18 protein-coding genes are annotated in these 19,002 nt (G+C 57.1%); 10 read left to right on the forward strand and 8 right to left on the reverse strand.

Annotation, left to right across the window (positions count from 1 at the left end):
• Positions 1 to 33 precede the first annotated feature (33 nt).
• Positions 34 to 768 (reverse strand): flagellar brake protein, encoded by a 735-nt coding sequence (locus F3I44_RS03610; RefSeq protein ID WP_150009591.1) that lies wholly within the window; start codon positions 766 to 768, stop codon positions 34 to 36.
• 209 nt (positions 769 to 977) lie between these two features.
• Between F3I44_RS03610 and F3I44_RS03615 the strand changes: the two genes are divergently transcribed.
• Positions 978 to 1,226 carry a GlsB/YeaQ/YmgE family stress response membrane protein gene (locus tag F3I44_RS03615; protein WP_013357556.1) on the forward strand — a complete coding sequence of 83 codons (249 nt, stop codon included), beginning with the start codon at positions 978 to 980 and terminating at the stop codon, positions 1,224 to 1,226.
• A 65-nt stretch (positions 1,227 to 1,291) separates the two neighbouring features.
• Here F3I44_RS03615 and F3I44_RS03620 read toward each other — a convergent pair whose 3' ends face one another.
• Together F3I44_RS03620 and treA are read right to left on the reverse strand one after the other, a co-directional pair.
• Complete coding sequence (locus tag F3I44_RS03620; RefSeq protein WP_150009589.1) at positions 1,292 to 3,391, reverse strand: TonB-dependent siderophore receptor; 2,100 nt, start codon at positions 3,389 to 3,391, stop codon at positions 1,292 to 1,294.
• A gap of 191 nt (positions 3,392 to 3,582) precedes the next feature.
• Complete coding sequence (gene treA / locus F3I44_RS03625) at positions 3,583 to 5,268, reverse strand: alpha,alpha-trehalase TreA (protein ID WP_150009587.1); 1,686 nt, start codon at positions 5,266 to 5,268, stop codon at positions 3,583 to 3,585.
• 209 nt (positions 5,269 to 5,477) lie between these two features.
• Between treA and ghrA the strand changes: the two genes are divergently transcribed.
• From ghrA to F3I44_RS03640, 3 genes are read left to right on the forward strand one after another with little or no spacing between them, the layout of a single operon-like run.
• Positions 5,478 to 6,419, forward strand: coding sequence for a glyoxylate/hydroxypyruvate reductase GhrA (ghrA, locus tag F3I44_RS03630; protein WP_150009585.1), 942 nt, complete (start codon positions 5,478 to 5,480; stop codon positions 6,417 to 6,419).
• A 39-nt stretch (positions 6,420 to 6,458) separates the two neighbouring features.
• Positions 6,459 to 7,196 (forward strand): phosphatase, encoded by a 738-nt coding sequence (locus F3I44_RS03635; RefSeq protein WP_150009583.1) that lies wholly within the window; start codon positions 6,459 to 6,461, stop codon positions 7,194 to 7,196.
• Between the two features lie 28 nt (positions 7,197 to 7,224).
• The gene (locus tag F3I44_RS03640) at positions 7,225 to 7,791 is read left to right on the forward strand and encodes a molecular chaperone (protein ID WP_150009581.1); all 567 of its coding nucleotides are present in this window, start codon (positions 7,225 to 7,227) and stop codon (positions 7,789 to 7,791) included.
• 128 nt (positions 7,792 to 7,919) lie between these two features.
• On the opposite strand, the gene F3I44_RS03645 is transcribed toward F3I44_RS03640, so the two are convergent.
• The 4 genes from F3I44_RS03645 to F3I44_RS03660 form a co-directional block, all read right to left on the reverse strand.
• Positions 7,920 to 8,285, reverse strand: coding sequence for a helix-turn-helix domain-containing protein (locus tag F3I44_RS03645; protein WP_150009579.1), 366 nt, complete (start codon positions 8,283 to 8,285; stop codon positions 7,920 to 7,922).
• A gap of 34 nt (positions 8,286 to 8,319) precedes the next feature.
• On the reverse strand, positions 8,320 to 8,628 hold the full coding sequence (locus F3I44_RS03650; protein ID WP_150009923.1) for a type II toxin-antitoxin system RelE/ParE family toxin: 309 nt from the start codon (positions 8,626 to 8,628) through the stop codon (positions 8,320 to 8,322).
• 95 nt (positions 8,629 to 8,723) lie between these two features.
• On the reverse strand, positions 8,724 to 10,112 hold the full coding sequence (locus tag F3I44_RS03655) for a CoA transferase (protein WP_150009577.1): 1,389 nt from the start codon (positions 10,110 to 10,112) through the stop codon (positions 8,724 to 8,726).
• 46 nt (positions 10,113 to 10,158) lie between these two features.
• Entirely contained in the window at positions 10,159 to 11,043 is an 885-nt protein-coding gene (locus tag F3I44_RS03660) for a DMT family transporter (RefSeq protein WP_150009575.1), read from the reverse strand.
• Between the two features lie 172 nt (positions 11,044 to 11,215).
• Here F3I44_RS03660 and F3I44_RS03665 point away from each other — a divergent pair, with 172 nt between their 5' ends.
• Entirely contained in the window at positions 11,216 to 11,941 is a 726-nt protein-coding gene (locus tag F3I44_RS03665) for a glutamine amidotransferase (protein WP_150009573.1), read from the forward strand.
• Here the strand turns inward: F3I44_RS03665 and F3I44_RS03670 are convergent.
• Positions 11,929 to 12,492 carry a class I SAM-dependent methyltransferase gene (locus F3I44_RS03670; protein ID WP_150009571.1) on the reverse strand — a complete coding sequence of 188 codons (564 nt, stop codon included), beginning with the start codon at positions 12,490 to 12,492 and terminating at the stop codon, positions 11,929 to 11,931. The two genes, F3I44_RS03665 and F3I44_RS03670, sit on opposite strands and share 13 nt — an antisense overlap.
• Positions 12,493 to 12,725: 233 nt before the next feature.
• On the opposite strand from F3I44_RS03670, the gene F3I44_RS03675 reads away from it, so the two are divergent.
• The 5 genes from F3I44_RS03675 to F3I44_RS03695 all read left to right on the forward strand — a co-directional run bounded on the left by F3I44_RS03675 (position 12,726) and on the right by F3I44_RS03695 (position 19,002).
• A complete protein-coding gene (locus F3I44_RS03675) occupies positions 12,726 to 14,246 on the forward strand; it encodes an aldehyde dehydrogenase family protein (RefSeq protein WP_150009569.1) in 1,521 nt (506 codons plus the stop codon).
• Between the two features lie 1,033 nt (positions 14,247 to 15,279).
• The gene (locus F3I44_RS03680; protein ID WP_150009567.1) at positions 15,280 to 15,876 is read left to right on the forward strand and encodes an SH3 domain-containing protein; all 597 of its coding nucleotides are present in this window, start codon (positions 15,280 to 15,282) and stop codon (positions 15,874 to 15,876) included.
• A 23-nt stretch (positions 15,877 to 15,899) separates the two neighbouring features.
• A complete protein-coding gene (gene tssJ / locus F3I44_RS03685) occupies positions 15,900 to 16,400 on the forward strand; it encodes a type VI secretion system lipoprotein TssJ (protein ID WP_150009565.1) in 501 nt (166 codons plus the stop codon).
• Positions 16,401 to 16,405: 5 nt separating this feature from the next.
• Positions 16,406 to 17,746: a type VI secretion system baseplate subunit TssK gene (tssK, locus tag F3I44_RS03690; protein WP_013357569.1), complete on the forward strand. Its 1,341-nt coding sequence runs from the start codon at positions 16,406 to 16,408 to the stop codon at positions 17,744 to 17,746.
• Positions 17,747 to 17,763: 17 nt separating this feature from the next.
• A complete protein-coding gene (locus tag F3I44_RS03695) occupies positions 17,764 to 19,002 on the forward strand; it encodes a DotU family type VI secretion system protein (protein ID WP_150009563.1) in 1,239 nt (412 codons plus the stop codon).

The following is a 19,002-nucleotide window of genomic DNA, read 5'->3' on the forward strand; positions in this document are numbered from 1 at the left end:
GCGGCCCACCTGTGTGGCGCATCCAGAAAGCGGTTACTGGAAGCGGGTTGATTTATCGCGAGCCAGACGCTCAAGGGCAAAAATAATCTGCTGAAGCTGCCGCTCCTGCGCCGGGGTCAGCGTGGCAAAACGAAAGCTCAGTCGGGGAGTAATACGGGTTTCGTTCTTGCGGGTCACCACGCAACGCTCGCCAATATGCAGCAGCTTCACCGGCACTTCAAAAATACCATACTCGCCCAGCTCGACCCGGAACGGATTGAAGCTGTCGCCGTTCTGTAAGCCTTCCGGCAGCGGCTCATCCACCAGCACGCCGATGCCGCCCAGTGACAGATCCTGTAAACGCAGGCGCGTTTTACTGCCATCCGGCCACAGGGTATGACACCAGAACTGCGGCTCCAGCGGCGCGCAGACGCGGAAAAACTCACGTCGCTGAATCTGCCACAGCAGCTCCGGCAACGGTGCGCTGAAGGCGGGCAATCCTTCAAACTCCACCCTTTCCAGTGAAGCGAGGCTGAACTCTACCTTCGCGCCATAGGTTTCAGCGGTAATGCTGAGATCGTCGCTGGTCAGGGCGTATTCGTTATCCAGATTATTACTGCCCAGGTCAAACAGCAGGCGATCTTCATCGGCAGCCAGCATCCGGCTGATAAACTGCCCGCGCGCGAAGCGCACCAGTAGTGGCGTCTGCAGGCGCAGCAGATCTTTCATCACGCCCAGAACCGCCAGCGTGCCACGTTTTAAATATTGTTCCTGGTCGGCTTCTTTCACGTCCTGCTCCGCTAGGGGTTACTGTATTTATGCTTTTTTTTTGCCTCATCCCGGTTATCGGCGCGGCAAAAAAAAGCTTTAGTCGCTGAATTCTTAAAAAATAGTGTGACCCGTGAGGCGTTTTTCAAAAAGCTGACTATACTTATCGCGGTAAACCGCTTGATAAATCAGGCGTTCACGCTTTAATCATAAAAAGGAAGGAGCAACAGATGGGTATTATTTCCTGGATCGTCTTTGGCTTAATCGCGGGTATTCTGGCGAAGTGGATTATGCCGGGTAAAGACGGTGGCGGTTTCATTCTGACTATCGTTCTGGGTATTATCGGTGCCGTAGTGGGTGGCTGGATCAGTACGCTGTTTGGCTTCGGCCGCGTCGATGGGTTTAACTTCGGAAGCTTTGTGGTCGCTGTTATCGGTGCCATCGTAGTGCTGTTCGTATACCGCAAAGTACGCAGTTAACCGTAACGGTTTCAACAGAAAAGGGGACGAAGCGATTCGTCCCCTTTTTTATCTTTTACGTTTAATCAGAAGTCGTAACCGACGGTCGCCATCACGCTGCGTTCTGCACCCCAGTAGCAGTAGCCCGTACCGTAACAGCCCGCCACATAAGTACGATCGGTCAGGTTGTTAGCATTGACCTGAACCCAGGCCCCTTTCAGGCTGCTGTTCCAGACGCCAAGATCGGCCCGCACTGACGCATCAAACAGCGTCACAGACGGCACGCGCGTGGTGTTTTCATTGTCCGCCCACTGTTTGCCGATGTAACGCACGCCTGCGCCTGCACTCAGACCGTAATCAAACTGATAGTGACCCCAGAGCGCTGCCATGCTGTTGGGGGTGACATACGGCGTATGCCCGCTGTTGCCATCCACCGAATCTTTAAAGCGCAGATGATTCAGCGTATAGCTCGCCACGGTGCTCAGACGCGGGGTGAGCTGGTTGCGCGCTTCCAGCTCGATACCCTGTGAGTGAACTTTGCCTGAGGGAGTAAAGGTTCCGTCCTTAACGTTGCGGTTCGCCACATCTTTCTGCGTCAGGTCATAGACCGCCACGCTATAGAGATCGCGGGTGCCATTTGGCTGATATTTCACCCCGGCTTCATACTGCTCAGCAGTGGTCGGCTTTAGCAGATTATTGTTGGGATCGGTGAGCGCGGTCGGGGTAATCGCCTGGCTCCAGCTCACGTAAGGCGAGATACCGTTGTCGAACGCATAGAGCAGGGCGGCGCGTCCGCTGATGTGATCATCCTGACGGCGATCGCTGCCGCTGTTTTCGGCGACGATGCGGTCATAACGGCCGGAGAGATCCAGATGCCAGCGGTCCAGCTTCATCTCATCCTGCAGATAGAGGCCGGTCTGGTAGTAACGACGGGTGTTTTCAGCCCAGCTCTGAGAAGGCATTTCGCCCACCTGCTCGCCAGTCAGCGCATTAAGCTGGTTCGCCGCACCGGAAGCCTCACTGATCTCATTTTTATAACGATGATACTCGGCACCTACCGTGACGCGGTGTTCCAGTTCGCCCGTATTAAATTCTGCCTGTAAACGGTTATCGGTGGACCAGGCGGAGAGCGAGGAGCGCTCGCCAGAGTAATAGCGGTTAAGCAGATCGGGATTCACGCTGTCCCAGCCAATCTGATAGACCTGATCGAGATCGACATTGGAGTGACTGTAGCTGCCGGTTGAGGAGAATGACCAGACGTCGTTAAAGCGATGGGCGAAGTCGAAGCTGTAGATCTGCTCGCGACGCTTGAACTGATCGAGGTCGCTGTTGCCCTCATAAAAGCCATTGCTCAGCTTGTAGCCGTTGTGTTCGGTGAGGCTGCCGTCGCCCGGTACGGAACCGTGGTAACCGCCTGAAGGATCTTTCTGCAGATAGGCTTTCAGGATCAGATGGGTATCTTCATCCGGCTGCCACATCAGCTGCGGCATCAGTGCATATTTCTCTTCACGGGTGTGATCGTATTGCGTATCGCTGTTGCGGGTTACGCCGGTCAGGCGAAATGCCCATTGGTCGTTGATCGCATTGGTGTAGTCAAACATCGTGCCGGTGGTGCCATTGGTACCCGCCTGCAACTGGATATGGCCCTCTTCGCTGAACTGAGGACGTTTGGTCACCATATTCACCAGGCCGCCTGGCACCGTCTGGCCATAAAGGGCAGAAGAGGGACCTTTGATCACGTCGATGCGCTCAAGGAAGGCGTTATCCACCTGCAATACGTTGAAACTGCCGCCGTCGCTCATCAGCCGCATGCCGTCGAGGAAGGTGTTATCGACATCGCCGCCGTGGAAGCCGCGCAGCGCAATGGTGTCGTAACGGGTCGCGGCACCGCCAAAGTTGGTGAAGACGCCGGAGCTGTAGCCCAGCGCCTGGTTCAAAGTCAGCGCGCCCTGATCCTGCATCTGCTGGCGGGTGACCACGGATATCGATTGCGGCGTGGTGATCAGCGGACGGTCGCTTTTGGTTGCGCCCTGGCTGGTCGTCGCCAGATAGCCCTGGGTAGGTGAAGTCGAGTCTTCCTGCGGTTGTGCAGTCACCACCATATCGGCAGCGAAACTCAGAGCAGGCGCGGTCAGCGCCAGGGTGCAGAGGCGAATATACCCTCTCAGCGACAGTGACAGTTTCATCGGAGTTCCTTTCATAGCAAAGATTAAGGCAGGTGAGTAAAGTTATTAATAAGTAATCTCATTATCATAATGAGAATTATTACCTTTTGTAAATTGGCTGCAATTTTGCCTGTTGATGTAAGAAGGTCAAGTAAAATTCGCTGAAAAGGCGTGCGGATACCTCCGGCGAGGCCAGAGGTATCCAGAGTGGATCAGTTTTGCGAGGCAGACGCCTGCGGAATATCGTGGGCGCTGTTACAGGTCTTATCTTTCGGGCAGTACTTATCGAGCAGTTTCAGCGTGACGCCGTTGGTCCAGCCAAAGCCGTCCTGCAGCGGATACTCACCGCCGCCACCGCCACCGAGATTTTTGCCGTCGACGACATATTTCTCCACCAGCTTATGCTCGCGGTCATAGGTCGTCTGGACGTTTTGCAGGAAGCGTAAGCCTACCTCTTTCGCCAGTTTTGGCTGGTTGTAATGCTCCAGGCCTTCCACGGCAACCCACTGCAGCGGTGCCCAGCCATTTGGTGCATCCCACTGCTGGCCGTTGTTCACGGTGGTGGTCACCAGACCGCCGGGCTTCAGCAGCTGCTTTTCAACTGCGCTGGCAGTGCTTTCAGCCTGCTTATCACTGGCGACCTGCAGATAGAGCGGGAACAGCGCGGCAGCCGTCAGCTGCGGATGAACCTGCTTTTTCTGCCAGTCATAGTCGGCATACCAGTTCTGTTTACTGTCCCACAGATAGCGGTTGATCGCCGCCTGGCGCTTCTCCGCACGATCGGCGTACTGCTTCGCCAGATCGCTCTGCTTGTTCATCTGGTAGCCTTTCGACAGGGTCTGCTCCAGATGGAACAGCAGGCTGTTCAGGTCAACCGGTGCAAGCTGAGTGGTACGGATTGTCGACAGGTTGTGCGCGTCGGTAAACCAGCGTGAGCTAAAATCCCAGCCCGATGCGGCACCGGAACGCAGATCGCGATAAAGTTCAGCTTTATTGCGCTGCGGCGCTTTCTGCGCGGTGGTTATATCATCCATCCAGGATTCGGTGCGTGGTACATCGCGCGCATCCCAGTAGCGGTTGAGCAGGGTGCCATCTGCCAGCTTAATCACCCGCTTGCTGGCTGCACCCGCCGCGACGTTATCGCTGTCGGCCATCCAGTAGTCGTACTCTTTCTGCAGCTGCGGCAGGTAGTGGGTATAAGCTTTGCCGTCATCGTGCGTCGCCAGCAGGTCGACCATCAGGCTGAAGAACGGCGGCTGTGAACGGCTCAGGTAGTAGCTGCGGTTGCCGTTGGGGATATGCCCATAACGGTCGAGGAGTGAGGCGAAGTTATCCGTCATATCCTGGACTTTATCCCAGTGTCCGCTCTCGGCCAGCCCCAGCATGGTGAAGTAGCTGTCCCAGTAATAGACTTCGCGGAAACGCCCGCCCGGCACTACATAGGGCTTAGGCAACGGCAGCAGCGAGTCATACTGACCGGCGCTGCTGGTGGTGCGCGTCAGCACCGGCCACAGGCCATCAATGTGCTCACGCAGGTTTTGTCCGGTGGGCGGCACATATTTGTCGCCCGCAGCGGGCAGGGTAAAGTTAGCGTCAACAAAACGTTTGAGATCGAAATTGCGCTGTTTCTTCTGCATCTGCCAGTCGGCAAGAATCGACGCGGGATCAAATTTCGGCACCGCATCGGCAAAGGTCTTCTGATCGGGATAGAACTTTGCCTGCTGCACGGCATTAAACAGCGGCCCTAAACGAACGTCCGGCGGCTGCGGCTGATTATTCAGCATGCGGCTGTTGTCGTCGGCATGGGCGGTGAAAGCAGGTACGCTCAGCAGCAACGTGAGCAGAAAGGGCGCATAACGCTGACGCCGTGAGTCGGCGTTTACCTCAATTTTTGTCATCGGTTTTTCTCCTTGTCCGAAATGCGGCCGCGCGTAACGCATTGACCACAGGACCAACTTTAGACCTTATCTGCCCACTTCACCCTGAAGCGAGCCGGAAATGTGAAGCCACGGGAATTATTTTTATGGAAAAAACCGCTTTTTCACGCGGGTTTTTTCTTGCTCTCACCTCACTTTTCCCCGACGCTGAAAGAAAAAAGGAGAGCAGGATGGAGATCATCTGGTATCACCCGTCGCAGTCTGCAGCGGCCTGGATTAACGGTTTACAACAGCGTCTGCCACATGCGCGTGTACGTGCCTGGCAACCAGGCGACAACGGACCAGCAGATTACGCGCTGGTCCGTTCACCCCCCGCAGAGATGCTGCAGGGGCGCGCCACACTGCGCGGCGTCTTTGCGCTGGGTGCAGGCGTTGACGAGATTCTGAAACAGTTGCAGCAGCACCCTGAGATGCTGCCCGACAGCGTGCCGCTCTACCGGCTGGAAGATACCGGAATGGCGCGCCAGATGCAGGAGTACGCCGTTCATAGCGTACTGAACTGGTTCCGTCGTTTTGACGACTACCGTCTTCAGCAGCAGCAACAGTGCTGGCAGCCGCTGCCCGCTTACCCGCGTGAAAGCTTCACCGTCGGGATTCTGGGCGCGGGCGTGCTGGGACAGAGCGTGGCGGAGAGCCTGAAACCCTGGGGATTCCCGTTACGTGTCTGGAGCCGCTCACCCAAAGAAATCGACGGCGTGACCAGCTTTGCCGGACGCGATGCGCTACCTGCGTTTTTGCAGGAGACGCGTGTGGTGATCAACCTGCTGCCGAGCACGCACGAGACGATCAATCTCATCGACCAGCACTTTTTAGAGCAGTTGCCGCACGGCGCGTTCTTCCTCAACATCGCACGTGGCGCGCAAGTGGTGGAAGCGGACCTGCTGGCTGCGCTCAATAGCGGGCAGTTGAAAGCGGCCGCGCTGGATGTATTTCAGGTTGAACCGCTGCCCGAAGCGCATCCGCTCTGGTCACATCCGCGCGTCACGATCACGCCTCATAATGCGGCGGTAACCTTGATCGACGAAGCTATCGATTACATCGCCCGCGCCATCACCCAGGATCAGGCAGGCGAGCCGCCGCAGGGCAGAGTTGACCGTCAGCGCGGCTATTAATGAACCGGCCCCGTCAGGGGCATTCAGCAGGAGAAGAGGATGTATCCGGTAGATCTGCATATGCACACCATCGCCAGTACGCATGCTTACAGCACGCTGCACGACTACGTGACCCAGGCGAAACAAACCGGCATGAAGCTGTTTGCCATTACTGACCACGGCCCCGACATGGCTGACGCGCCGCACTACTGGCACTTCATTAACATGCGCGTCTGGCCGCGCGTGATTGATGGCGTGGGGATTCTGCGCGGTATCGAAGCCAACATTAAAAACCAGCAGGGTGAGATCGACTGTTCCGGCCCGATGCTCGATGCGCTGGATTTAATCGTCGCCGGTTTTCACGAGCCGGTTTATGCGCCGCGCGACAGAAAGCATCACACAGACGCGATGATCGCCGCCATGGCGGGTGGACTGGTTCATATCATCAGCCATCCGGGCAACCCGAAATTCCCGGTCGATATCCCGGCGATTGCCGAGGCCGCAGCGCACTATGACGTGGCGCTGGAGCTGAACAACTCCTCCTTTACCCATTCGCGTCCGGGCAGCGAACCTAACTGCCGCGCTATCGCCGCCGCCGTGCGCGATGCCGGGGGACGACTGGCGTTTGGTTCCGATTCCCACACCGCGTTTACGCTGGGCCATTTCGATCACTGCCTGCGGATTGCCCGCGAAGTGGATTTTCCTGAAGATCGGGTGTTAAATGTCACGCCGCGTCGCCTGCTCGACTTTCTGGAAATGCGTAGCGGCAAACCTATTGCTGAACTGGCTGACTTTTAATTTATTTTGCCTCAAGGAAATCTGACTCATGAATGAGTTTTCCATTCTGTGCCGCGTGATCGGCTCACTGTTTAATCGTCAGCCGCAGGACCCGCTGCTGGTGCCGCTGTTCACGCTGCTGCGTGAAGGCAAACTGCAGTCGCAGTGGCCGCTGGAGCAGGATGAGCTGTTGACGCGTCTGCAACAGAACAGCGATCCGCAGGCGCTGGCCGCCGATTACAATGCGCTGTTTGTCGGCAGCGACTGTAATGTGCCGCCTTACGCCTCACAGTGGCCGGAAGGCAAAACGGAGCCGGAAGTACGTGCATTCTTAACCTCACGCGGCATGCCGCTGAGCGATGCGCCTGCTGACCATTTTGGCGTGCTGCTGCTGGCCGCATCCTGGCTGGAGGATCAGTCAGCGGAAGATGAGAGCGCAGCGCAGCTGGCCCTGTTTGAAGAGTACCTGCTGCCGTGGTGCGGAACGTTCCTGGGCAAAGTGGAAGCGCATGCAACCACGGCGTTCTATCGCACGCTGGCGATGCTGAGCCGCGAAGCGATTCAGGCGATGTACAACGAACTGCTCGAGAGCAGCGAAGAAGCGCCAGACGCCTGATTCACTACTGCGCCGGGTGTGAACCTGGCGCACATAATTAAATCATCTTAACGGCCGGGATCTTGAGAAAATTCTCCGGATACAGCGTGATTATCCGCTGAAACCTGAATCGCGTTTATTCTGAAGGTTTACAGGATCAGTTGCTCGGGTCGGCAGCCATAGAGTTTTGCGAGACGCTCACGCGTCTTTTTCTGCGGCTTACTGTCGGGTCGTTCCAGTTGAGAGATCGCACTCTGCGTGGTGCCTAGCTGTTGAGCCACATCCTGTTGGCTTAAACCCCGCAATATACGCCATGCCGCCTGAAGGCTCACTTCCTGCTCAATCATAATCCCTGTAACGTCATGCGGGATCGTCTCATCATCGTGCTCGTCAGTTTCTACGGGGATCGTTTCCCACGCGTCATCGCTGGCCGAGAGCAGCTTTTCATATTCCGCCACCGGCAAGACCACATACTGAGGTTTGCCTGCTTCATCATAGATGTACTGTTTTGACATAGTTTATCCGGGACTCTGTAAGTCGATGCAGGGGTTATGGATGCGAGTGGTTATAGATGAAACCGCCGGGCATCAATAGACTCTGGTAAGTGACTGACGTTCTTCGGGCTACCTCTGTAATTTCCAGAATCACCGGTTCGCCTCCGGTTAATGTAAAAAGGACGCGGTAGTTGCCAATCCGCAACCGGTAGTGATTATCGCTGCCCTGCATTTTTTTAATATCTAATGTGACGACCGGGAAACTGACCAACTCACCTACCTTCTGGTAAATGATTTTCTGGTAACGTTTATCGATTTTCATAAGATGCTTCAAAGCCCGCCTGGACCAGTCCACCCTGACCATTCCGCACCCCATCTTAATGAACATCGTCCCTGAGTCATGGGCAAATGATAAGATATCAATCTAATGTCATCAAGATGGTTTTTCTAATTATCTAATTATTGGTTCCACCACCTCGCCGGGTGTGAACCCGGCGCACAGCCCGGTGTCGCGCAGAGCTGCGGGGTGCCGGGCAGCCAGGCGGCTGCCCTGAGCCTGACCCCAAACCCCCATGGCGTTAACTCGTAACAGGGCAGGTTATCCTTAACCTGCGGCACAATGCCGGAACCCGCGTGCTCACCGGTGGGATGTTGCTGCAACAGCCACGCGGTGCGTGCCAGCGACAGCCGCACCTGGCTGCCATCTCCTTGCGTAACGCGTCGCCGTAATCCTTCCAGCACGGCGGCCGCCAGCAGATAGCCCGTGGCGTGATCCAGCGCCTGCACCGGCAGCGGAACCGGTTTGTCGCTCTGCTGCCACTGCATGCCGCGTTCAGCAATGCCGCACCCCATCTGCACCAGACTGTCAAAGCCCCGGCGATTGCGCCACGGCCCCTGCCAGCCCCAGGCATTCAGACCGGCATCAACCAGACCGGGTGAGAGTGACTGAAGTGTCTCTGCATCAAACCCCAGCCGTTCCAGCGCATCCGCCCGGTAGCCATGCACCAGCACGTCCGCTTCACGCAGCAGCTGGATAAACTGATCGCGATCGGCGGGCTGGGTCAGGTCGAGCACCGCCCGACGTTTGCCGCAGCTCATCTCCTCATCCAGCGTCGGCTCCTGCCAGCCGGGCGGATCGATGCGCAACACACTGGCTCCCAGGCTGGCCAGGAACCGCGTGGCGACCGGCCCGGCAATAATCCGTGTCAGATCCAGTACCCTGATGCCCAGTAACGGACGCGCTTCGGCCAGCGGCCACGCCGGAGCAGGTGCCGCGAGTGTTGTTTTCCAGCTAAACAGCGGCTCATGCTGCACGGCCTGGCCCTGCGGATGCAGCTGCCAGGCGGCGGCACTGCGCATTTCAGCGGCGCAGCCACCGGCATCAATAATCGCCTGCTCCAGTTCGCTGGCCTGCCACTGTTGCACCTGCTGTGCCAGCGCCGCGCGATCGGCGTGCGCGCCCAGCACCTGCTCCATCGCCTGCCGGTGATGCGCGGCGTTGGTGTGCAGGCGGATCCAGCCATCGCGGCTGCGATAGTCACCAGCAAACGCATCCCACATCGCGGGCGCAGCACGGTTCAGCGGAATAAAGCTCTGCTGAAACCAGCGCGACGCCAGGCGTACATTGACGGCGACAGGCGGAGAGCGATATTCAGGGCAGGATGCGGCGATCAGTGCGGCGGTGGCCTGGGTTGCCAGACCGATGCTGGTGGCTGCCAGTTCACTGACGGCAAAAGCAGAAGCGAAGGTGGCGCGATCAAGGAAGGCAGGAAGAGGCAAGGCGTCGTCACGACCCCGCAATCCCTGCTGCATCTGCTGCCAGAGCGCGGCGGCAAGCTGTGAGTCCATGTTGTGCTTCCTGAAAGGGGTGATTTCTCAAGCATAGCACGCAGGATCAACGTCGCCGCAGGCGCGGGAAGCGGGCATGCATCCGCAGGTTTCGCAGGTTGAGCACCGCAATAGCCGTGCCCAGAATCACCAGCGATGCCCCGATAATCTTGAAGCTGTTGAGGCTGTCACCCAGCACGATAATCCCCATCACCACCGATAAAACCGGCGTCAGCAGCGAGTAGGGCATGATCAGATTGACGTTATATTTCTTCAGCAGCATATACCACAGCGTATAGGCCACAATCGACGAGGCGATGGCGCTATAAAGAATGGCAAACCAGCCGCGCCAGCCCGCATGCTGCAGCGCATAAAGCTGATGGGATTCCATCACCAGACTGGAGCCACCGACGATGGGAATCGCCAGAAACGCAATCCAGCCGGTCATGGTCAGCGGTTTAATCGGCGGTGACTTTTTCACTATCAGGTTACTGACGGCCCAGCCGGTGGCGCTGCACAACAGCAGACAGAGCACCCACCACGAGGGAATCGTCGGACTACCCGACAGCACCACCACGCCGCTCAGCGAAATCATAATACCCAGCAGCTGCACCAGCTTCAGCTTCTCTTTCAGTACCACCATCGCCAGCAACATCGCAATCGGTGTGCCCAGCTGCACCACAATCGCGCCGGTACCGGCATCGGTATAGCGCAGGCCGACAAACAGCAGCGAGAAATGCATAAAGCCGAAGGTAAAAGCCAGCCACAGCAGCCAGGGCAACTGCTGACGGTTAATACGGCAGAACGGCACCAGCACGATGGCGACGACCACAAAGCGCATAAACGTCAGAAACAGCGGCGGCAGCTCCAGCAGGCCCCATTTCACCGCCACGTTGTTGAAGGCCCAGATAGAAACCACCATCAGAATCAGAAAAAAATGCCGCACAGCCACGATAATATCCTTTTGATGATTTTTGCTTAGCCCGCTAATGATGGCACGAACTGCGGCACTCCAGCCAATCGCAGTGAGAAATTTTCTGCGATGGCGGTGCAGCCTGATGAGACTTTCGGGCGCGATGCTGGCAGACTGATTTGAAACGACTTCTTAAAGGAACCGATTCGGTATGACCTATACGTCCGCCTTACCCCTTGCGTTGATTCAGCTTGAAGTCCCGCCTGCAAACGTCGTTTCAGAGATTGGTGAACAGCCGCGCTGGTTTATTGATGCACTGAATCTGCAACCCGATGAGTACCTGATTGTGCGGCCCCATCTGGGCGAAGCCTTACCCGATTTTGACAAGATTTCCGGCGCGATCCTCAGCGGTTCCTGGGCGATGGTCACCGATCACGCCGACTGGAGTGAGCGCAGCGCCGCCTGGGTCAGAGCGGCGATTGATCAGGGTCTGCCGCTGCTCGGTGTCTGTTACGGCCATCAGCTGATGGCCTATGCGCTGGGCGGTGAAGTGGCAGACAATCCCAACGGCTGGGAACGAGGTCTGTTACCCATTCGCTGCTCTGATCAGGCCCAGTGCGACCCGCTGCTGCAGAAGCTGCCCGCCGACTTCAGCGTCTGGCTGTCGCATCGTCAGTCGGTTGTCAGCGCGCCGTCCGGGGTGCAGGTGCTGGCGGCTTCTGCGCGCGATGGTTGTCAGATTGTGCGTTATTCACCGCAGGCGCTCTCGGTACAGTTTCATCCCGAGTTTTCACGGCACATTATGAGTGTCTGTACGCCGCCAGGCTGCAAAGAGGATGGGGCCAACGAGATTGAGGGCAAAGACTGGGCGCGCGAGTTGCTGGTGACGTTCTGGCAACAGACGCGCCCGGCAGTGGATCGTGCTCAGGGCGCGTAGTGACGCGTGCAGCGATAGACCCAGGCGGGTGGCACGTTTTTCAGCACCCGCTGGCGCTCCCAGGTGAAGTAACGCGACAGATCCGGCTGGGTCAGCGAGGTGTACTGAAACTGGACAAAAACGCCGTCCGGGCCAAGGGCGTTATAGACCGCTCGCAGAATGGCTTCACGCAGTTCGGGCGGTAATGAGAGCAGCGGCAGGCCGGAGAAGATCACGTCATAGTTGCCGTTCAGATACTCCGCAGAACAGGTACGCACGGTCATGCGCGGATCCTCCAGCGCGGTTAGCTTGTCTGCCAGCGTAGTGCTGATTTCAAAGGCATCAAGCGTGGCGTCGGGTGACATCTGTGCCAGTATCTGTCGGGTCAGTACGCCATCGCCTGCACCAAGTTCCGCGATGCGTGACGCTTCAGGCCATTTCACCGATGTAATCATCGTCCGGCACAACGCCTCTGACGAGGGGGTAATGCTGCCCATCTTGCGCGGATTGCGGATAAACTGATGCACGAAATTGGCTTTAGCGCGCATCTGGGTAAAAGCTGAAGCCAGCATGCTTATCTCCGGAATGAATTCATCCTCAGGTTGACCCCCTTTGTGCCGCACAAGTTTCTCGCTGACTACGCTTTCGGGGAAAAGTCGGAATTTTCTCTAAGCGCAGCGTAAACGCCTATTCCTTCGGGGCGGTCACAGTTTCCGGTTAACAGACCTGACAGGCTCACAATGATCCTTCATGTTAATAATAAGTTTCATCATTGTTACGTCAGTCACCTGTCAGGAGAATGATCATGCGTTACGCTGCCCCCGGAGAACAGGGTTCTCTGATTACGCTACAGAAGAATTATGGCAACTTCATTAATGGTGAATTCGTCGCGCCGGTGAAGGGTAACTACTTTACTAACACCTCGCCGGTAAACGGCTCGGCGGCCGGTGAGTTTCCGCGCTCAGACGGAGCCGATGTGGATAACGCGGTGGCCGCCGCAGCCGCCGCAGCGGATGCATGGGGCAAAACCTCACCGCAACAACGCGCGCTGCTGCTACTGAAAATTGCCGATCGGCTGGAACAGCATCTGGAGACCATGGCGGTCTATGAAACCTGGGATAACGGTAAACCGGTGCGCGAAACGCTGGCGGCTGATATGCCGCTGGCGGTCGATCACTTCCGCTACTTTGCCGGTTGCGTCCGGGCGCAGGAGGGCAGCGCGGCAGAGATTGATGAGTTCACCGCCGCCTACCATTTCCATGAGCCGCTGGGCGTGGTGGCGCAGATTATCCCCTGGAACTTCCCGTTGTTAATGGCGGCCTGGAAACTGGCCCCGGCGCTGGGCGCAGGGAACTGCGTGGTGCTGAAACCGGCTGAACAGACGCCGCTGTCGATCACCATCTTTGTCGATCTGATTAAAGATTTGCTGCCACCGGGCGTGCTGAATGTGGTGCACGGCTTTGGTAAAGAGGCGGGGGAAGCGCTGGCGTCCCATCCCGGTATCGCCAAGGTCGCCTTTACCGGCTCTACCGCTACCGGCGGGCACATTCTGGAGCTGGCCGCCAAAAGTCTGATCCCCTCGACGGTCGAACTGGGTGGCAAGTCACCGAACATCTTCTTTGAAGACATCATGCAGGCGGAGGAGAGCTTTATTGAGAAAGCGGCCGAAGGCGTGGTGTTGGGCTTCCTGAATCAGGGTGAAGTCTGTACCTGTCCATCGCGTGCGCTGGTGCAGGAGTCGATCTACGAGCCGTTTATGGCGGCGGTGATGAAGCGGGTAAAAACCATCAAACGCGGTGACCCGCTCGACACCGATACCATGGTAGGCGCGCAGGCCTCGCAGCAGCAGTTCGATAAAATCCTCTCTTATCTTGAGGTGGCACGGCAGGAGGGCGCAGAAGTGCTGGTGGGCGGCGGCGTAGAGAAGCTGGATGACTCACTCAATAGCGGCTACTACATCCAGCCAACCCTGCTGAAAGGTAACAACAGCATGCGGGTTTTCCAGGAGGAGATCTTTGGCCCGGTGATCGGCATCACTACTTTTAAAGATGAGGCGGAAGCGATCAGCATCGCCAACGACTCGATTTATGGCCTGGGTGCCGGCGTCTGGACCCGCGATATCAACCGTGCCTATCGGGTGGGCAGGGCAATCAAAGCGGGGCGCGTCTGGACAAACTGTTATCACCTCTATCCGGCGCACGCTGCCTTTGGCGGGTACAAAAAATCGGGCATCGGGCGTGAAACCCATAAAATGATGCTCGATCACTATCAGCAGACGAAAAACCTGCTGGTCAGCTACAGCATCGAACCGCTGGGCTTCTTCTGATGATCGCTTAATGCGGCACGCTCTCTCACTAAACCACGCTACGGCGTGGTTTTTTTATGCTCTGTCGGCTGTGAGCTGCTGATTAAGCGAGCCGGTAAAGCACAATTAATCAGTCTGTTCTTAAAGCGGGCCTGTCCTGCTTCACGCTTCGCTTATTGCGTCTTAATCGCTATCCCTTCTCTGTCTGCGCCACGCCAGGCGCATGGCTGCTTAACCATCTGATAATCAGGCATTTATCGCGCTGCTGGCTGACGCAAAGCGCTGAGTATGGCTGCCTGCGCGACATGAACTTCTTTTGATTTGGCTTAAATCAGAACCATTTAAAACATGAGTGCTTTTAATGCCATTCTCAGAATAAACTTATTTATGTGCAAAAATACTTCATACTTTCGCATGTTGCTAAGATTAGTCCTAACCGAGTGCTTAAAAGTAACTCCTATTTGTATTAACTTAATTAGATAAACTTTACTTAAGTAAATTCTTGTGAAAGTGGGCCGTTGAAATTTTGTCAATCTTCTGTAAACTCGCAGCTAATATTTACACATGGATTGTAATTTCAGACCTACGGGCAGGATCTACCTGACTCGTGCGGTAGCTATGAAATTTCTATAAAGTTATAAAGCATTGAAAATAAAGCAATATAATGAAAATTATTCGGGCGTAATGTGTCATTTCTTACTGCCGGATAATTGACTCACTGTTATCGGCTTAATTCAATGCGACGGTTTTTCGACCAGGGATGGCATAAGGAAAGCTTGGGTTTACCCCACCTTATTAAATTTGCCGGGAAAAAATTGATCATGTTTCTGATCGTTGTTTGCCAGGTCAGATTCCTTCCTTTTCCCGTTTACGTCCCCGATGTTGCTTTTTTATACTTAACTTTTGCTGATCGGTTAACGCTTCGCAGCAAGACGCTTAGGCGCTTTTTGTTTAAGGATTATTTTTTAATCTGGCACTAAGTGGCTTCCTGCGCAGATGACATCTCTGATTTTCATTACTGACACCCGGCCTCTGGCCACTCTCCAAGGTATGAATGGAACACAACATGAAAAAAATGGTGAAGCTCCGCGTTGCGTTAGGCCTGATGTTTGTTTTTTCAGTCGCCGGTTGTAAAACCCCGCCAAAAATGACCGATGACACCCTGGTCACCACCACGGTGGACGGTGTGGCGATCAGTCACCGTTATGCCGTAAAACTGCCAGCGCAATTCAGCCCGGTCAATGAAACCTATCGCGCGCTCTATCCCGGCTCGGTGATGAGCCAGCCAGGTTACGGCGGCAAGGTGGTAGAGACGCTGAAAACCGGCGAAAGCTACACCGTGATTGGTCAGGTCGAGAACAACTGGCTGGCGCTGGGTGAACCTGCTCAGGCCGCAGCAGAAGCTAAGCCGGACAGCGCCACCGCTGCCGTGAAAGATGCTGCTCATCCTGCCCCGCCGCAGGCAACCGTCCAGCTGACAGGCTATGTGCCATTCCGCGCCGTGGTGAAAAGCGCACTCTACGACCAGACCGTTAAAGCCGATCAGCCGAAACGCCGCGTGCGCAGCAGCAAGAAAAAAACCTGCGTCGCGGTTAACGGTGACAGCACCGCCTGTCAGAACAGCACTAACGGAACCTGGATCATCAACTAATCGCACTGAGCAGGGAGGGCTGGATGATGAGAACAACACAACTGCGCGGTGGGCTGATCGTACTGCTGGTGTGGCTGCTGGCGGCCTGCAGTAGCAGCAACAGCACGCCGCCGGTGGCTTACTACAACCTGGATGTGCAGGGGCAGAATCAGCTGAACGGCGGTGCGCCGCTGAAGGTCCGTGTGGTGTTACTGAGTTCCGATGCGGAGTTCATGTCAGCAGACTTCTACTCCCTGCAAAACCAGTCCGCAACGGTGCTGGGCAGTGCGCAGCTTAACACCCAGCAATTCTTCCTGACGCCAGAGCAGCGCAGCAAAACGCTGCGGATTAAGAGCCTGCCTGAGGCGCGCTTCATCGGCATCATGGCGGAATATCAGGCGCTGGATGGCAAGGTGTGGCGACTGTCGCTGCCGGTTCCCGAAGCGGAGTCGCCCTCATTCTGGGCATTCTGGCAACGTGACGATAGCGAGCTGAATGCGCGCATCGTGGCGGGAATGAATGGCCTTCGCGTGGAAAAACAGTGATGCCGATGAACAGAGCCGAAAAGGTCGTCTGGACCGAAGGGATGTTTCTGCGTCCTCACCATTTCCAGCAGTCAGAAAATTATCTTCTCAGCACCCTGCGTGAATGGGGTCAGTCACAGCGCGTCTACACCTGGGGCTTTTACGATCTTGAGTTTGATGAAGCGCTGCTGCGTCAGGGCAAACTGGCACTGAGCGCGGCCAGCGGCTGTCTGCCAGACGGCACGTTTTTCGCCTTCAGCCAGCCACAGCATGGCCCGGCACCGCTTGATCTGCCGGCCTCAGTAGACCGCAGCAAAGTGGTGCTGGCGATACCGACCCGGCGCAATGGCCGCGAAGCCGTCGCCTTCCAGGAGTCGCAGGATTCTCTGGCGCGCTATCTGGCCTGGGAAGCGGAAGTGGAAGATGACAACGCCCAGGCCGTGGGCAGCGCGACGGTACAGTTCGGCAAGCTGCGCCTGCGGCTGATGCTGGAGCAGGATCTGACCGCCGAGTGGACCGCAATGGGCGTGGCGCAGGTAATAGAAAAACGCAGCGACAACCATATCCGGCTCGACAGCGACTACATCCCGCCGATGCTGACCCTGAACAGCAGCCGTCCGCTGCAAAACATGTTTAACGACCTGCACGGGCTGATCCAGCAGCGCAGCCAGCAGCTGAGTCAGCGTGCACCCGGCACCGGCCGCTTCAACAGCGCCGACATGGTCGATTTTATGCTGCTGGCGCTGCTCAATCGTCAGCTTGGCCTGCACAGCCATCTGCAACATCTGCCGCTGCTGCATCCTGAAACCCTCTATAGCCACTGGCTGCAACTGGCCGCAGAGCTGAGTACCTGGACGCCCGCGCGCGCGCCGGAAGGACTGCCGCTCTACGATCATGATGACCTGCATAACTGCTTCAGCCGTCTGTCGCTGCTGCTGCGTCAGGGTCTGTCGCAGGTGATGGAGGAGAGCGCCATTCAGCTGCCGCTGACGCAGCGTTCGCACGGCCTGAACGTCGCAACCGTGCCGGAGAGCAGCATGGTGCATGAGTTCGGCTTTGTGCTGGCGGTGAAAGCCAGCGTGCCGGCCGACACCCTGAAAACCCATTTCCCGGCCCAGATGAAAGTCGCGCCGGTCAGCAAAATCCGCGATCTGGTGCAGCTGCAGTTGCCGGGTCTGGCTCTTCGGGCGATGCCCGGCGCGCCGCCGCAGATCCCGTGGCATGCCGGATACAGCTATTTCGAACTGGATAAGAACAGCGAGCTATGGAAAGAGATGGAGCGCTCAGGCGCTTTTGCGCTGCACCTTGCCGGTGAGTTTCCGGGCCTGAACATGGAGTTCTGGGCCATCCGCAGTCAGTCAGAATAATAAACTGAGCACGCAGCATGATGCAGGAACAACAACATTCACACAGCGATCTTGCGCCGGATGCCAGCCACCAGAATGTGCTGGTCGCGGCGGCCAACCCCCTGATTAACACGATTCCACAGATCCGCCATTCGGTGTCGCATGAAGACCCGGCGCAACTGCGTCAGCAGCTGATCGACCAGATCCGCCGCTTTGAGCTGAGCTGCCAGCAGTCGGGCCTCGGCTACGAAGTGATCATCGGCGCGCGCTACTGTCTCTGTACCGCGCTGGATGAGGCGGCGGCGCTGACGCCGTGGGGCAGTCGCGGCGTCTGGACCAGCAACGGTCTGCTGGTCACCTTTCACAACGAAACCTGGGGCGGCGAGAAGTTTTTCCAGTTGCTGGCGAAGCTATCGCAAAACCCAAGACGTCACATTCTGATGCTGGAGCTGATCTACTTCTGCCTGCTGCTGGGGTTCGAAGGACGCTACCGGGTGCTGGACAATGGCCGCTCGCAGCTTGAGACCATCAAACAGCGCCTGCTGCAGATGATCAAAAGCGTGCGCGGCAGTTACGCCGCGGCGCTGTCACCGCATCCCACCGATCAGCCGGTGCTGCGCAAGCTGTGGCGGCCGATGATCCCGCTGTGGGCCTGCGCCGCAGTCGCCGGGCTGGCCGCCTGTCTGTTCTACATCGTGCTCAACTGGCGTCTGGGCGATTACACCTCGCCGGTGCTGGCCCGCATCTATCAGACGGCGCTGCCGGAAGTGAAGATCGGCAACCCGGCACCGCCTCCGCCTGCCACGCTCAACCTGCGCGCCTTCCTGAAGCCGGAAATTGATGCCGGACTGGTGGCGGTGCGTGATGAAGCGGACCGCAGCGTGGTGACGCTGAAAGGGGATGGGCTGTTTGCTTCGGCGGCGACCGAGGTGCGCGGCGGCTACATTGACGTGATCCAGCGCATCGCGGCGGCCATGAACAATGTGAGCGGCCAGATTCAGGTGATTGGCTACAGCGACAACGTGCCGATCCGCAGTGCGCGCTTTGCCTCTAACTTTGAGCTGTCGCTGGCGCGCGCCCGTTCGGTGCAGACCCTGCTGCAACAGCAGCTGACGCAGCCGTCACGGGTGAAAGCGGAAGGGCGCGGCGAGAGCAATCCGCTGGTGCCAAACACCAGTGCAGAGAATCGCGCGCGTAACCGTCGTGTTGAAATCACGTTACTGGTTGCGCCGGATGCGAAGCATGCCGAACTCAACGGCCTGGCGAGAGGGAACTGA

Source organism: Pantoea sp. F_5, from assembly GCF_008631595.1.
GTDB lineage: Bacteria > Pseudomonadota > Gammaproteobacteria > Enterobacterales > Enterobacteriaceae > Pantoea > Pantoea gossypiicola.

Bases quoted from the DNA above. Each gene is read 5' to 3' on its own strand.
- F3I44_RS03645 (WP_150009579.1), bottom strand. From the start codon at position 8,285: ATGTCAAAACAGTACATCTATGATGAAGCAGGCAAACCTCAGTATGTG.
- F3I44_RS03650 (WP_150009923.1), bottom strand. From the start codon at position 8,628: ATGGTCAGGGTGGACTGGTCCAGGCGGGCTTTGAAGCATCTTATGAAA.
- F3I44_RS03640 (WP_150009581.1), top strand. From the start codon at position 7,225: ATGAATGAGTTTTCCATTCTGTGCCGCGTGATCGGCTCACTGTTTAAT.
- treA (WP_150009587.1), bottom strand. From the start codon at position 5,268: ATGACAAAAATTGAGGTAAACGCCGACTCACGGCGTCAGCGTTATGCG.
- F3I44_RS03675 (WP_150009569.1), top strand. From the start codon at position 12,726: ATGCGTTACGCTGCCCCCGGAGAACAGGGTTCTCTGATTACGCTACAG.
- tssK (WP_013357569.1), top strand. From the start codon at position 16,406: ATGAACAGAGCCGAAAAGGTCGTCTGGACCGAAGGGATGTTTCTGCGT.
- tssJ (WP_150009565.1), top strand. From the start codon at position 15,900: ATGATGAGAACAACACAACTGCGCGGTGGGCTGATCGTACTGCTGGTG.
- F3I44_RS03620 (WP_150009589.1), bottom strand. From the start codon at position 3,391: ATGAAACTGTCACTGTCGCTGAGAGGGTATATTCGCCTCTGCACCCTG.
- ghrA (WP_150009585.1), top strand. From the start codon at position 5,478: ATGGAGATCATCTGGTATCACCCGTCGCAGTCTGCAGCGGCCTGGATT.
- F3I44_RS03670 (WP_150009571.1), bottom strand. From the start codon at position 12,492: ATGCTGGCTTCAGCTTTTACCCAGATGCGCGCTAAAGCCAATTTCGTG.
- F3I44_RS03635 (WP_150009583.1), top strand. From the start codon at position 6,459: ATGTATCCGGTAGATCTGCATATGCACACCATCGCCAGTACGCATGCT.
- F3I44_RS03680 (WP_150009567.1), top strand. From the start codon at position 15,280: ATGGAACACAACATGAAAAAAATGGTGAAGCTCCGCGTTGCGTTAGGC.
- F3I44_RS03695 (WP_150009563.1), top strand. From the start codon at position 17,764: ATGATGCAGGAACAACAACATTCACACAGCGATCTTGCGCCGGATGCC.
- F3I44_RS03615 (WP_013357556.1), top strand. From the start codon at position 978: ATGGGTATTATTTCCTGGATCGTCTTTGGCTTAATCGCGGGTATTCTG.
- F3I44_RS03655 (WP_150009577.1), bottom strand. From the start codon at position 10,112: ATGGACTCACAGCTTGCCGCCGCGCTCTGGCAGCAGATGCAGCAGGGA.
- F3I44_RS03665 (WP_150009573.1), top strand. From the start codon at position 11,216: ATGACCTATACGTCCGCCTTACCCCTTGCGTTGATTCAGCTTGAAGTC.